This is a genomic window from Pseudoalteromonas sp. ABE4_541 (genome assembly GCF_056312285.1).
Genome location: NZ_JBSVEM010000001.1, coordinates 48,146 through 61,214, shown reverse-complemented (window position 1 = coordinate 61,214; position 13,069 = coordinate 48,146). Strand labels below are relative to the sequence as shown.

General features: G+C 40.4%; 15 protein-coding genes. 10 read left to right on the top strand and 5 right to left on the bottom strand.

Translation table 11 applies throughout. The features are described 5' to 3' along the window. Positions 1–128 precede the first annotated feature (128 nt). A complete protein-coding gene (gene rpsT / locus ACW689_RS00260; protein WP_070992575.1) occupies positions 129–389 on the top strand; it encodes a 30S ribosomal protein S20 in 261 nt (86 codons plus the stop codon). Between the two features lie 64 nt (positions 390–453). On the opposite strand, the gene ACW689_RS00255 is transcribed toward rpsT, so the two are convergent. Further along, complete coding sequence (locus tag ACW689_RS00255) at positions 454–837, bottom strand: response regulator (RefSeq protein WP_476287420.1); 384 nt, start codon at positions 835–837, stop codon at positions 454–456. Between the two features lie 95 nt (positions 838–932). Here ACW689_RS00255 and ACW689_RS00250 point away from each other — a divergent pair, with 95 nt between their 5' ends. The 3 genes from ACW689_RS00250 (at position 933) to smrA (ending at position 2,389) form a co-directional block, all read left to right on the top strand. Next, positions 933–1,403 (top strand): hypothetical protein, encoded by a 471-nt coding sequence (locus ACW689_RS00250; protein ID WP_476287418.1) that lies wholly within the window; start codon positions 933–935, stop codon positions 1,401–1,403. A 100-nt stretch (positions 1,404–1,503) separates the two neighbouring features. Next, on the top strand, positions 1,504–1,743 hold the full coding sequence (locus ACW689_RS00245; protein ID WP_476287416.1) for a hypothetical protein: 240 nt from the start codon (positions 1,504–1,506) through the stop codon (positions 1,741–1,743). A 64-nt stretch (positions 1,744–1,807) separates the two neighbouring features. Continuing rightward, positions 1,808–2,389 carry a DNA endonuclease SmrA gene (smrA, locus tag ACW689_RS00240; protein ID WP_476287414.1) on the top strand — a complete coding sequence of 194 codons (582 nt, stop codon included), beginning with the start codon at positions 1,808–1,810 and terminating at the stop codon, positions 2,387–2,389. On the opposite strand, the gene ACW689_RS00235 is transcribed toward smrA, so the two are convergent. Further along, the gene (locus ACW689_RS00235) at positions 2,379–2,522 is read right to left on the bottom strand and encodes a hypothetical protein (protein ID WP_476287412.1); all 144 of its coding nucleotides are present in this window, start codon (positions 2,520–2,522) and stop codon (positions 2,379–2,381) included. The genes smrA and ACW689_RS00235 overlap by 11 nt on opposite strands. Positions 2,523–2,724: 202 nt before the next feature. After that, a complete protein-coding gene (locus tag ACW689_RS00230; protein ID WP_476287410.1) occupies positions 2,725–3,645 on the bottom strand; it encodes a 2-hydroxyacid dehydrogenase in 921 nt (306 codons plus the stop codon). A 178-nt stretch (positions 3,646–3,823) separates the two neighbouring features. Here ACW689_RS00230 and olsF point away from each other — a divergent pair, with 178 nt between their 5' ends. The 4 genes from olsF to ppiC all read left to right on the top strand — a co-directional run bounded on the left by olsF (position 3,824) and on the right by ppiC (position 8,663). After that, the gene (gene olsF / locus ACW689_RS00225; protein WP_476287408.1) at positions 3,824–5,530 is read left to right on the top strand and encodes a bifunctional ornithine lipid synthase OlsF; all 1,707 of its coding nucleotides are present in this window, start codon (positions 3,824–3,826) and stop codon (positions 5,528–5,530) included. Positions 5,531–5,622: 92 nt separating this feature from the next. After that, positions 5,623–6,105 carry a TlpA family protein disulfide reductase gene (locus tag ACW689_RS00220; protein ID WP_476287406.1) on the top strand — a complete coding sequence of 161 codons (483 nt, stop codon included), beginning with the start codon at positions 5,623–5,625 and terminating at the stop codon, positions 6,103–6,105. Between the two features lie 110 nt (positions 6,106–6,215). Then, positions 6,216–8,291 carry a TonB-dependent receptor plug domain-containing protein gene (locus ACW689_RS00215; protein ID WP_476287404.1) on the top strand — a complete coding sequence of 692 codons (2,076 nt, stop codon included), beginning with the start codon at positions 6,216–6,218 and terminating at the stop codon, positions 8,289–8,291. Positions 8,292–8,384: 93 nt separating this feature from the next. Beyond that, a complete protein-coding gene (ppiC, locus tag ACW689_RS00210; protein WP_476287402.1) occupies positions 8,385–8,663 on the top strand; it encodes a peptidylprolyl isomerase PpiC in 279 nt (92 codons plus the stop codon). A gap of 42 nt (positions 8,664–8,705) precedes the next feature. Here the strand turns inward: ppiC and ACW689_RS00205 are convergent, their stop codons facing one another. Continuing rightward, the gene (locus tag ACW689_RS00205; RefSeq protein WP_476287400.1) at positions 8,706–9,233 is read right to left on the bottom strand and encodes a hypothetical protein; all 528 of its coding nucleotides are present in this window, start codon (positions 9,231–9,233) and stop codon (positions 8,706–8,708) included. 12 nt (positions 9,234–9,245) lie between these two features. Then, on the bottom strand, positions 9,246–10,439 hold the full coding sequence (locus ACW689_RS00200) for a S1 family peptidase (RefSeq protein WP_476287398.1): 1,194 nt from the start codon (positions 10,437–10,439) through the stop codon (positions 9,246–9,248). Positions 10,440–10,706: 267 nt separating this feature from the next. Here ACW689_RS00200 and ACW689_RS00195 point away from each other — a divergent pair, with 267 nt between their 5' ends. Both ACW689_RS00195 and ACW689_RS00190 read left to right on the top strand, forming a co-directional pair. Beyond that, complete coding sequence (locus ACW689_RS00195) at positions 10,707–10,970, top strand: GrxA family glutaredoxin (protein WP_476287396.1); 264 nt, start codon at positions 10,707–10,709, stop codon at positions 10,968–10,970. Between the two features lie 187 nt (positions 10,971–11,157). Continuing rightward, on the top strand, positions 11,158–12,963 hold the full coding sequence (locus ACW689_RS00190; protein ID WP_476287394.1) for a DEAD/DEAH box helicase: 1,806 nt from the start codon (positions 11,158–11,160) through the stop codon (positions 12,961–12,963). Positions 12,964–13,069: the final 106 nt, after the last annotated feature.

Here is a 13,069-nt window from a genome sequence, read left to right as displayed (position 1 = left end):
TGTGATCAGGCTACCATGATAAAGAAACAAAGGCCGCATTCGTCAAATTATATTGACTTTTGCGATTAAAACGGGCATATTCCTCGGCCTTTAAATTAAGCTTATTTTAAGATTGTTAGGAGCAAACCTTGGCTAACATCAAGTCTGCAAAAAAACGCGCTATTACTAGCGAAAAACGCCGCCAGCACAACGCAAGCCGTCGTTCAATGATGCGTACTTACTTCAAAAAAGTAGTAGCTGCAATTGAAGCTGGTGACAAAGAAGCTGCAACTCAAGCATTCGCTGTTGCAACACCGATCCTAGACCGTTACGCAACTAAAGGTCTTATCCACAAAAACAAAGCTGCTCGCCATAAGAGCCGTTTAGCTGCTAAAATTAAAGCACTATAATTTGTTTTTGAATGAAAAAACCGACGCAAGTCGGTTTTTTTATATCTAAAATTTGACGGATTATTTAGCTTATCTCTAACTCTGGATAAAACTTCTTCAACATGGCCGCAATCTTTTTTGGTGAAAAAGGCTTAACCACAAACCCCTTTGCCCCTAACTCAATCGCATCTTTGACATTTTCCACTGTAGAGTGAGCCGACACCATCACAACATTTAACTCTGGATTAATTTCGTTTAATTGAGAGATAATTTCCTTACCATCACCATCAGGCAGTTCGATGTCTAAAAATACGATATCAAAATGTTGCTCTTCACACGCTGTGATGCACTGCCTCACCGTCGAGGCTTCTTTTACTCGGTCTATGCCCAAATGCATGAGAGTTTGATGCAAAAAGCTTCTCACGGTCCCCACATCATCGACGATTAATATTGAGATTTGCTGATCCATAATCCTTTCCCATTAGGCTGCGAATAAAAAATACGTTATCATTGATAATGATAGATCTATTATAGAGTGCTGCAACTAAAAGGCTACATCTAGGTATGGCAAACAATCCAAATAAACAGAAAAAAAACAAAAAACAAGCGTTACTAGGCCAAGTTCAGGGCAAACATAAAGCACGCATTGCGCGAACACCGCATAAAGCGAACCTAACGATTGAAAAAGCAAAAGAGCAGCCAAGAAACGATGTAACACAGCAACAATCTGGCACAAAAAAGCTACCCATAAAATGGATTGCGCTTAGCATACTAACACTCGCAGCGGTTATTTTTCCAAAACCTCAACTTATTACATACGAGAAACTTGGACTTGTTTCACAAAGCGTCTATTGGAGTGGGGCTTTAGGCTTCGACCCAGTTTTATTTGACTCTAATCTGCACCCTAGACCAGCACTTGAACGCAATACCTTATATCTGTGTGTGGATGAAAACAATCCAGATAGCTGCCAGAAGTATCAAATCATCGAGCAAAGTGGCTTTCTTTCCGCCCTTAAAAAGCTGATTTTGGATTAAAAAAACTAATCTGAAAATTATAAAAATACTCGCTTGAAGCATGGTCAAATGATCACCATAATGGCGCTCCTTTAATCAACAATGGAAACCCATACAGACCATGCTCAACGAGTTCGATTGGCTCATCAATATTATATTGCTAGCTTTAGGCTTAGGTGCCTTTTTTATCAATCAAATAACACTTTTGCGCACTGCCGCGTTCACGGCGTGTAGCTTACTGTTTTTATCATTCAGTTTCGATCTTGTTAATACTAGCGTGGTATCTAACCTAAGCCTTATTCTAATTAATACTTTTTATCTATTTAAAGTATATACATTTGGCCATCTTGAACTTAGCTAGTAGTCATAGGCGTTAGACTAAGCTAAAATCTCAGCCATACTCTCAGTTGCTTTACAGGTGAAGTATGGCTATGACCGATGAAGAGCTATTTTTAGCATCCATGGGAGATGTCACCCCACTGGCACACACAAACCAAGTGGAGTTATCTCGTTTAAAACATTCCCCAACAATTGCGCAGTTAGAAAAGCGTCGTGCCGCAGAAAAAGAAATTGATTTTGATCCCAACTTCTTGTCCACAGAATATGTAGAGCTGTTAGACCCTCATGATCTACTAACTTACAAAAAATCAGGTGTACAGGAAGGAGTGTACAAAAATTTACGTCTAGGCAAATACCAAATAGATGCGACATTAGATTTGCATGGGCGTTCTTTTTATGAAGCCAGAAAGGCCTTATTTGACTTTGTGATGGATTGCCAACAACGCAATATAAGAGTGCTTTTAGTGCGCCACGGCATTGGGCTTAAAAGTAAACCTTTCCCTGCAATCCTAAAAAGCTACACCAATAAGTGGCTGCAAGAAATGCCACAAGTGCTTGCATTTCACAGTGCACTAAGCTGCCATGGTGGCAGCGCGTCAACCTATGTGTTGTTGAAAAAAAGTGAAGATAAAAAAATAGAGAATAGAGAGCTACATGCTAAGCGCTAGCTTGTGATATCACTACTTTTGAAGGCTCTGGCAATTCAGTTGCTTGGGCCTTTGTAAACCATGCCGATACTCCTAACAAAATAACCGAAAAAAGTACCAACGACAACTTCACACCACTCTGCCTGCTTTTCATTATAGCCTCCTGTTTTTATTATTTTTTACTAATCTACTGAATATTCGGTGAACGAACAAGGTGTTTTTATATACAGGATGATGAACACACCGTGACATTTTCATTACTCAACAGGTACAAATTACTCACATCAAAAAAGCACAATAAAACCTTGAATTATATAATATATCTCTATTTAAAAGCTGTTTCCATCAAAAACAACTTAATACCCCTTGCTTCGATTTACTTCGCAGTTTAGCGGTTTGTTATTAAGTAAAGCGAAATAATTGTGAGCAATTTGCTCACAGACTGTCGAAATACTCGTGAGAGCTGCACAATGAGGTGTAATTGTTATTGCTGGATAACGCCAAAATGGATGTTCATTAGGAAGAGGCTCTTGCTCAAAAACATCTAAACTAGCGCCTGCAATTTCTTGATTATCGAGTGCCCAGATCAAATCTTGCTCATTGAGGTGCTGGCCACGAGCAACATTAATAACCACACTCGAGCTAGGTAGCTTTTCAAAAAGCGATTTATTCAAAATACCCTTGGTGTGCTCGGTTAACGGCAATAAGCAAACTAAATAATCTAACTCGTTTAGAAACGAGGCTATTTCTGAAGGCCCAGAAAAACAGGAAACATTGTCAATTTGTTTCGATGATGCACTCCAGCCATACACCTCAAAGCCATTATCATTTAAACGATGGGCAACTTTTAGACCAAGCTCCCCTAACCCCATAATACCGACTTTTTTGCCTTGCTTTGCTCTGCGAGGTTTCCAAACTTGCTTTGCTTGCTGAGAATAATATGATTTTATACGTAACTTATGTGCCAACACCTGACCCAGCACATATTCAGCCATGTCGTCCGCAAGCGCACTATCAATAACACGCGTAACCCGAACATGCTCAGGCAACAAATGCATAGCAATCGCATCCACACCCGCACCATATGATTGTACAACTTGCAAGTTAGGCAGCTTTGCCCAAAGTGCATCAGGCGCATTCCAAGCCAGAACAAACTGAATGCGCTCAAGATCAGGACAATTTGGCCACTCGTATACTTCTTCGTCGCCCAAGCGACTTTTTAGTTCTGAGAGTAACTTCGTATTATCTCTTCCGGTAACACAAACGAGAAAGGACATGGTGATGTCTCCATAACTATTTAATATTACTATATTAAACTAATCAGAAAACAAAATCCTATATAAAACTCCGAGACTTCTAATTACAGAGAATGTCATACAAATGACCACCAACTGCAACATTCTTGTCACGGGATATTTTTAGTCTAATGTTAATCATATCCAATAGGACAGTTTTATGATCAGTGTCGATAAAGTGATCGAAGCGAACTTACCTCAATTAGAAAATTCTCCAAAGGTCAAAGGGTTAGTTAAAAAAGGTTTAGGCTACTTATTGCATGAACAAGAGTTTGTCGCATTCGCCGATGCCTACCCTCACTTGCAGGGCATTGAATTTGTAGAGCAAGTTTTAGATGAACTAGACTTCGACGCGCGTTACAAACCAAAACAAATTGAACATATACCAAGTGAAGGGAGTGTTGTCATTGTTGCCAATCATCCGATTGGTTCCTTAGATGCGCTTGCTCTTATTCGGGTGATCAACAAAGTTCGCCCCGACCTCAAAGTGGTTGCTAATCGCATGCTGATGTCTTTAACACCCATGCACTCTTTATTGCTTCCAGTAGATAATTTGTCTGGCACTAGCCGCAAGCAAGAGCTTGCCAATATCCAAACGCACTTAAAAAATGAAGGTGCACTGCTTATTTTTCCCGCAGGAGAAGTGTCGCGATTAAGTCCTACTGGCATCAAAGATTGCAAATGGAATTCAGGCTTTTTGCGCATGGCTAAAAAGGCCAATAGTCCTATTTTGCCTATTTATATTAAAGCCAAAAATAGTCCATTGTTTTATGGCACATCTATGATCTACAAACCACTAGCCAGCCTGTTGTTGGTCAAAGAAATGTTTAAACAAAGACAAAAGTCACTTGAGTTTGAGATTGGTGCCAGCATTCCACCTGAGTCTTACTTAATCGAAAACTTAAAAGATAAAGAAATTGTCGGCTTGATCCGTAAGCAACTCTATAGATTAAGCACGAAAAAAACGCTGCCTCTAAAAACACAAACGCCTATCGCCGTGCCTGAATGTAAAAAAGAGCTAAAAAGAGCGCTGGAGGAGTGTGAATTATTAGGGGAGACCCAAGATGGCATGCAAATTTATTTATATCAGTATCAAGGCAGTTCAGTTATTTTTAGAGAACTAGGTCGGTTGCGTGAAATTGCTTTTCGCGCGGTCGGTGAAGGCAGTGGTAAACGTCGCGACATTGACAAATACGACATGCATTATCATCACCTCGTACTTTGGGACCCGCGTCAGCTAGAGTTGGTTGGCGCATATCGTATGGCCAGTGCCAAACGAGTTATTGAAGACTATGGACAACAAGGACTTTATACCGATAGCCTGTTTAACTATAGCGACAAAATGCAGCCCTATTTCGAACAAGGACTGGAGTTAGGTAGAAGCTTTGTTCAACCGAAGTACTGGGGTAGAAAGAGCTTAGATTATCTTTGGTATGGCATTGGTGCTTTCGTTAAACGCTATCCTGAACACCGATATTTATTTGGCGCGGTAAGTCTATCTAACAGCTTACCTGATGAAGCAAAGGCCATGTTGGTCTACCATTATCAACACTACTTTTCTCGTTTGCCTGAACATGCCGAGCCAAAGAACGAGTTTAAGCTAACAAATCAACAACTTGAACAATATAAAGCACTGTTTCATGGTAACGACATAAAAGAAGATTTTGCCGAGCTAAAACATGTACTGGCCAACCTTGGTGCACAAGTACCCACTCTATTTAAACAATATACAGAAATTTGTGAAGATGATGGCGCTAACTTCCTATGTTTTAGCATCGATCCAGACTTTAATAATTGTATCGATGGCTTAGTGTTAGTTGATCTCACCAAAATTAAGCCGCAAAAAGCTAAGCGTTATTTGGGCTAACTTACTTTTTAGATGTGTGCGTCGCACACATCTTTCTCTCACAGACTGTTCATTGTAAACTCACCACAACCTCGTTCAATTACGTAAGGCAGATGATAAAAGCGTTTATACAAGTCGCCATCGTCGTCGTTGTATTTTTGCTCGTAAGCAACTACCAGCAAAGAGAGATGCTAGATACCACTGGAAACCATCCAGCCCCCTACTTTTCGCTGCAGCAATTAAACAGTGGTGAGCGTATAAGCTTATCTTCATTTAGAGGACAAAAAGTCATTGTCTATTTTTTTGCACCGTGGTGTACAGTTTGTCGTTACAGCATGCCCAACCTCAATAAGCTGTACGAACAAGAACAAATAAATGCCGTCGCCATCGCACTAGATTATGAAGGTGAGGCACAAATACAAAATTTTGTAGCAGATCTGAACTTATCTATGCCCATTTTACTCGGTAATCATAACATTGGCGCAAACTACCGTGTGAGTGCCTACCCTAGCTATTATATTATTGACGAAAATAGCAATATTATTGCGCGTGATATGGGTTACTCCAGCGAAATTGGTTTGCGTCTGCGAATGTAATTATTTGTAGGTTTTACCGCACACTTTATTACCCAAACCTAAAACACTTCTACAAGTAAGCAAAGTAAACTTCTTGCTGTCATCAATGAACTCATTGCAGGAAACAAACAATGCTCTCTCGTACTCAAAAACGTGCTTTTTCGCTATCGCCCATTATGATGTGTATTGCATTAGCGGCACACGCTGAAGATAAGCCAAAAAATATGGAACATATCGAAGTTCACTACAAGCGTAGCAGTATCACCAGCTCAATTACCGAAGACACTGAAAAGCTCATTGAAATGCCTGGTGCAATGGGCGACCCTTTACGTGCCGTTTATGCCCTACCCGGTGTTGTAGCCGCAGGAGGTTCAATGAGCGAACCGGCCGTGCGAGGGTCTTCACCTAGTGATAATATTTTTGAAGTTGACTTTATGCCTGCTGGCTATATTTTCCATGACTTTGGCAGTTCAATATTTAACCGCCATATCATACAAGACTTTCAACTTTACTCGGCTGGTTACGGTGCCGCCTACAGCAACGCCACGGGAGCTGTGTTCGATGTCACTCTACGTAATCCTAAATATCAGCCAATTGCTACAACATTAGACTTTACGATGTTTAATGCAGGGGTGTTTGTTGAAGGGCAAGCAACCGAAAACACCGCTTTCTATTTTTCGGCGCGCAAAAGCACCCTACCGTTATTTTTCTCTGAAGGTGAAGAGTTAGAAGATGATGATGGTGAGAAGAACGGCATCGTCGTCAATGACGCACCTGATGACCATGACTACCAAGGTAAATGGTTGTGGGACATAGACAACAATAATACGCTCACCTTTAACTTTACCGGCGCTGAAGATTCAGCCGCGGCAGGATTTAATGAACGTGCTGAACTTGCGAAAAAGACACCTGAGTTTCAAGGTGATGCTCGATTTATTCGCGAATTTAACAGCCAAAGTATACTGTGGGACCACTACAGCAAAGACTACCACTTGAGAGTCGGCGTGGGTGCACTGGATCACTCTGGGCGACTTGAATATGGCAAAAAAGCAACCTTGACTTCTGGTTACTTTGAACAAGAAGAAGAAAAGCAATACAGCTATAAAGCACAACTGAATTATCGCATTAACCAAACGCATCGACTCATTACCGATTTTGCTTATTTTGATAATGAAACCACCTTCAAATACGACACCTTCCAGTACTTGTGTACTGAACTTGATCCTGACTGTGATTTGAAAAAAGGTGAACGCATTAATGGTAAGCAACAAATTGCCATTGATTCAGGCTTTGTCGGCTTAACGCATGTTTGGCAAATCACTGACAAATTACAATCAGAGTTCGGTGTACAACTACAGCATAATGACTATACCGACGAAAATTTTACGTCACCGCGTTTAGCCTTCAATTATTATCTGAGCGACGACAGTACGATTACCGCTAAATATGGTCAGTACAATCGTATGCAGGACGTAGACTACATAATTCCTAAAGTGGGTAACCCAAAGTTAAAGTCTCAAACCTCCGATCACTTTACACTTGGATTTGAACAACAACTTGAAAATGAGTGGTCATGGTCAATTGAGGGTTACTATAAAACTATGGATGACCTACCATTAGCGATCGACTCTAATGCAGCAGACGCGCACCTGCTATACAGCAACCAAGTTGAAGGTAAAGCTTACGGGGTTGATTTATTACTCAGCAAAAATAAAACCGACAACTGGTATGGTTGGGTTGCGCTAAGTTATGCCAAAAGTGAACGAACAGACAATAGAGCTAATGTAACTCGTGACTATTATGCCGATACGCCTTTGGTTTTTAATGCCGTATTCCACTATGAGATTAATGAACGGTGGGAAGGTGGCTTTAACTTTACAGCACGCAGTGGTCAAGCATATACACCTATCGTTGGCGTTAAGGAAAATCCTGACTATGTGAATCACTTTTTACCTGTGTACGGCGACCCATTCTCAAAACGTCATGACATGTATCATAGACTCGATATTCGCTTTGAGCGTAAAACTCAGCTATTTGGGTTGGATGGTAAGTTAATACTTGAACTTATGAACGCGTATGGACAAAAAAATGTTAGCTACATTGATTTGGACTACAAAAAGGTTAAATCCGTTGATGATTTATACATTAAAGAAGAAGAGGACGATTTTGAAATGCGCCCATCTATCGGCTTTAGTGTGACCTTTTAAGCATAAAATTTATTAGCAACTTCCCCTAAGGGCTTGTGTTTTGTAACCAAGCCCTTCATGATCCCGCCATTCAAATCAATTTCAGGAGCCATCATGCCTAAAGCGTGTGCATACCATATATTGGTTAAAACCGAAAAAGAGTGTTTAGACATCAAAGCAAAATTAGCAAAAGGCGGTGACTTTAATAAACTCGCCAAGCAACATTCTATTTGTCCATCTAAAAAGCGAGGTGGGGATTTAGGCGAGTTTAACAAAGGCGATATGGTTAAGGCATTTGATGATGTGGTATTTAAAAAACCTTTGTTTGAAGTACATGGTCCAGTAAAAACCAAGTTCGGCTATCATTTAATTAAAACGGTTTACAGAACGTAAGTTGGGGCACTAAGACCCCATTTTACTTTCTATATAACAAGGTTAATCAAAATAGAAGTTATATTCGTCTAATAAAGCTTTAATTTTATCGTCATTATTAAACTGACTGATCACCTCAGGGATCGTAGACTTAACCCACTCGACTATGTCTTTGTCTAGCTTTCTATTATGCTGCGCTAACCAGATATTATCTGAGTCTGTCACATTTTTAATGAATCGATATTCCGTAAGAAGCGTTCCATTAACAAGTATTCTATAAGATAGCTTTAAGTCTTTATTACTCACTACAGGCAAGATGCCTAACGTGCTCGCTGACAAAATAATAGAGGTTGCTTCCGCCGCCGCACCGCCTGAAGTTGTGTCTTGTTCTAAATAAGCAACCACTTTTATCGGACTACCAGGCAGCTCATCTGAAATATCAGCAAACATAGCGTGTGTTTTAAGTTCGTCTGTCAGAAAATCATCTACGATGTTGATGAACTGTGCCGGTGGTAATACCAGAGAAGCTTTCGCTTGCAGACTAGTCAGCATTAGAAACGCCATAATTGACAAAATAAGTACTTTTTTCACAATTAAGTTCCTTTATTGGTAACATGCAATTGATGTTGTTGATTCTAAAGCAAGCTTTGTGGCTGCAATATCGTTTCTTTTTCCTTGCTTAAACGGAATGTTGTGCTTTGTCAGAAATTTTTTAATCATTTCTGGTTTTGTCGCAAAATTCACATTTTGCGGTATCACGCCTTTTTCAATTAAGCTTTTAGTATTGAGTGAACTCGTTGTTACTCCCAAAAGTTCATTATGGTCTGACACCAGAGGGCCACCACTCGAACCTGGTTGCACAGGCGCACTAAACTGATAAGTAGACTTAGAGCCTGTTAGCCCTTTGACCGATGTGATATTGCCAAATGTCATATTTGGTGAAGATTCTAGTAACCCTTCTAATGGATAGCTAACTGACGTGAGCTTCTCACCTAACTCTAATGCATTCTTTGTTGGTAACTGCAAATAGCTCGAGCTTTCCTTTCCTGATTTAATCACTGCTAAGTCTAATAAGGTGCTGCTTGCATCCGCTTTAACCGCCTTATATTCTCCACCAACTTTTATCTTGGTAACTAAGCAGCTTCTCAAAACATGGGCAGCCGTAAGCAAATCCCCCTCATTGTTGATATAAAAACCTGTCCCTGTACTAATCGGTTTTTCACCAATGAGCTTGTTTAAATCAAAGTTAATTAAAGACGCAAAGGGCATGTTCGGCACTTCGCTCGCATGTTTATTAGCAAAGCGTGATAGAACCGCAAGCATTGATTTATATGCTGAATTATAAAAACCAGCGTCACTATTTAGATAGTTATACCCACTCGTCTCTACAATTTCACCTTTGAACAAAGACTTTCCATCTGATGAAAACACCTCGTAATTCAAAGTTACTTTTAGGTCACCGGCTTCAAAATCCCAATTTGGATCAAGTTTAAATATGTACTGAGCGTCTTGTTCACTTGCAAACCAATTAAATTCACTAAAGTAGTTTTTGAAAATAGACTGAGTCGCTTCCGTCAGTGCCTTACCTGGCTTATGAATACGACCAACCGCAAAAAACTCACTCTTGAGCTTACCTGTAGGGACATATACCGCAACCTTAGTTTGCAAAGGCAAAACAACGTCTTTATTTACCTTGTACTTTTTATTTGAAACCATGTTAGGCTTTACTCGAGTTGTGCTGTTACACCCCGCAAGTAAACTAACACAAACTGTAATTAGTATTAATAATCTGAGCATTGCTATGCCTTTCAAAATTTTAAAAAGCAGTACGATACGCGTTTACTCATAAAATATAAAGTTGAACGAATAAACTACTGTAAAAGTTTGTGACTAAAAAAAACTCGCCACAACATTCTCTTAGGAGGTATTTTAGCTGTGTAGTATGAAACACTTAAATATCGTTTTAGGCAATCCAAATTTCCGATTGAGACAATCGTTTTTAATCACTTTTTTTTAAGCTTATTTCTTCTACACTATACACAGTTCAATTTAAGAGGTGTTTTTATGTTTACAGTTATATTCGGTCGTGAGGGTTGCCCCTACTGTGTTCGTGCTAAAGAAGTCGCTGAGCGTTTAACTAACCAGCGTGATGATTTTAACTACCGTTACGTTGACATTATTAAGGAAGGTGTTAGTAAGGCCGATCTAGAAAAGTCGGCTGGAAAACCTTGTCCAACTGTACCGCAAGTGTTCATTGATCAAAACCATATTGGTGGCTTTACCGAATTTGAAGCTTACGCAAAAGAAAATTTAGAGTTGTATAGTTAGCAAACTCGTGACGCTTAAAATACGTGCAATGATAGCAACTGAGTAAATATGTTGTTAAATACCCATTTTAGGGCTGGTTAAAAAACACACAACTTCAACCACATATAAATTAGTTCTAATTAGTACAAGCATTTGATCCGCTTTTCCTATACAATGCGCGCCTCTTTAAATTCGTTGAGGCGCATTAATGTCAGAACCAGTCACGTTTGAATCTTTAGATCTTTCTCCTGCAATTTTAAAAGCAGTCGAAGAGCAAGGATACAAGACACCATCTGAGATCCAAGCTCAATGTATACCGTTATTGCTAGAAAGAAAGGACGTACTGGGACTAGCGCAGACGGGTACAGGTAAAACAGCAGCATTTGCTTTACCATTATTGAACAATATTGACCCGGCTACTAAGCAGCCACAAATTTTGGTGTTAACACCAACTCGTGAACTTGCCATCCAGGTGGCAGAAGCATTTGAACAATATGCTAAATACACCAAAGGTGTAGAAGTACTTGCCCTTTATGGCGGACAAAGCTATGGCATCCAGTTAAGCGCATTGCGCCGTGGAGCACAGATCATTGTTGCGACACCGGGCCGTTTAATTGACCATATCAATCGTAAAACTATTGATTTGTCTAACCTAAGCGCACTTGTGCTAGATGAAGCAGATGAAATGCTACGTATGGGCTTTATCGATGATGTTGAAAGCATCATGGAAAAAACCCCTGAAGATAAACAAACATGTTTATTCTCAGCAACTATGCCTAAGCAGATCCAGTCTATTTGTGCGAAGTACTTAGACAATGCTGAACAAGTGCATATTTCAGCACGCAACTCGACTGTTTCAACAGTTGAACAAGTGTTCTGGCGTGCGAATGTTCACAAAAACAAAGCAATTGTTCGCTTTTTAGAAGCCGAAGATTACGATGGCGCTATCGTATTCGTTCGTACTCGTAACGATACTGTACAACTTGCTGAGCTACTAGAGCATGAAGGTTTTTCTGCGGCTCCGCTTAATGGTGATATGAACCAGCAAGCACGTGAGCGCACAGTAGAGCGTTTGAAAAACGGCTTACTAGACATCGTTATTGCAACTGACGTTGCTGCACGTGGTCTAGACGTTGATCGTTTAAGCTTAGTTATCAACTACGACATTCCACAAGACTGTGAAGCGTATGTTCACCGTATCGGCCGTACAGGTCGTGCTGGTCGTTCAGGTAAAGCTATCTTGTTCGTAAAGCACAATGAGCGCTATTTACTGCGCAACATCATGCGTCATACTAAATCTGAAATTGCAGAAGTAGAGTTACCGTCTGCAAAAACAGTTGAAGCAAAGCGTATTAGCGCATTACAGGCTAAATTAGCAACATCGCTTGAACACAAAGATATTGCGTTCTTTAATGAAGTTGCCAAAGACTTAGCACAAAAGCTTGAGCTAACGACTGAGGATTTAGCGGGTGCATTGCTTTGTTTAGCTCAGCAACAGTCTCCGTTAAAGGTTGAAGAGATCAAGTTCCAACGTGAACGTCGTGAACGTGATGACCGCCGTGACGGCCGTGGTCGTTCAGAGCGTGGCGAACGTCGCGGCAAAGAGCGCTCAGAACGTGGTCCTCGCAACAGTTCACAAGGCCCAATGGATACTTATCGTATCGAAGTGGGTCGTGATCACGGTGTTCAAGTTAAAAACATCGTAGGTGCGATTGCTAACGAAGCTGATATCTCAAGCAAGTTCATTGGTGACATCCGTTTGTTCAATGAACACAGTACGGTTCAGCTACCACAGAATATGCCTGCTGAAGTATTATCACACTTCCAGAACGTATTTATCTGTAAGCGTCCTATGAAGCTAACTAAGAGTGCACACCCAGCTGATCAAGCGGGCAACTCCGAAGGACGTGGTGAAAGAAAGCGCAGCTTTAAAGACCCACGTAATGAAGGTAAGCGTCCACCTCGCCGTGATGGTGAGCGTAAAGAAAGACGCCCTGTTAGCTTTACAGCCTAATAGCTAGTCTCAACAAAGCCGCTTTTTAGCGGCTTTGTTATTTTTTACCTTCTCTCTTTTACAACTAGGTGATAAATCGCCTCTATGCTACAGTTTTTGTTACGTG

Excerpts from the sequence above, each read along its gene's own strand:
- olsF (WP_476287408.1), top strand. The coding sequence starts at position 3,824 with ATGATCAGTGTCGATAAAGTGATCGAAGCGAACTTACCTCAATTAGAA.
- ACW689_RS00230 (WP_476287410.1), bottom strand. The coding sequence starts at position 3,645 with ATGTCCTTTCTCGTTTGTGTTACCGGAAGAGATAATACGAAGTTACTC.
- ACW689_RS00220 (WP_476287406.1), top strand. The coding sequence starts at position 5,623 with ATGATAAAAGCGTTTATACAAGTCGCCATCGTCGTCGTTGTATTTTTG.
- ACW689_RS00200 (WP_476287398.1), bottom strand. The coding sequence starts at position 10,439 with ATGCTCAGATTATTAATACTAATTACAGTTTGTGTTAGTTTACTTGCG.
- ACW689_RS00250 (WP_476287418.1), top strand. The coding sequence starts at position 933 with ATGGCAAACAATCCAAATAAACAGAAAAAAAACAAAAAACAAGCGTTA.
- ACW689_RS00190 (WP_476287394.1), top strand. The coding sequence starts at position 11,158 with ATGTCAGAACCAGTCACGTTTGAATCTTTAGATCTTTCTCCTGCAATT.
- ACW689_RS00255 (WP_476287420.1), bottom strand. The coding sequence starts at position 837 with ATGGATCAGCAAATCTCAATATTAATCGTCGATGATGTGGGGACCGTG.
- ACW689_RS00235 (WP_476287412.1), bottom strand. The coding sequence starts at position 2,522 with ATGAAAAGCAGGCAGAGTGGTGTGAAGTTGTCGTTGGTACTTTTTTCG.
- ACW689_RS00245 (WP_476287416.1), top strand. The coding sequence starts at position 1,504 with ATGCTCAACGAGTTCGATTGGCTCATCAATATTATATTGCTAGCTTTA.
- ACW689_RS00215 (WP_476287404.1), top strand. The coding sequence starts at position 6,216 with ATGCTCTCTCGTACTCAAAAACGTGCTTTTTCGCTATCGCCCATTATG.
- ACW689_RS00195 (WP_476287396.1), top strand. The coding sequence starts at position 10,707 with ATGTTTACAGTTATATTCGGTCGTGAGGGTTGCCCCTACTGTGTTCGT.
- ppiC (WP_476287402.1), top strand. The coding sequence starts at position 8,385 with ATGCCTAAAGCGTGTGCATACCATATATTGGTTAAAACCGAAAAAGAG.
- smrA (WP_476287414.1), top strand. The coding sequence starts at position 1,808 with ATGGCTATGACCGATGAAGAGCTATTTTTAGCATCCATGGGAGATGTC.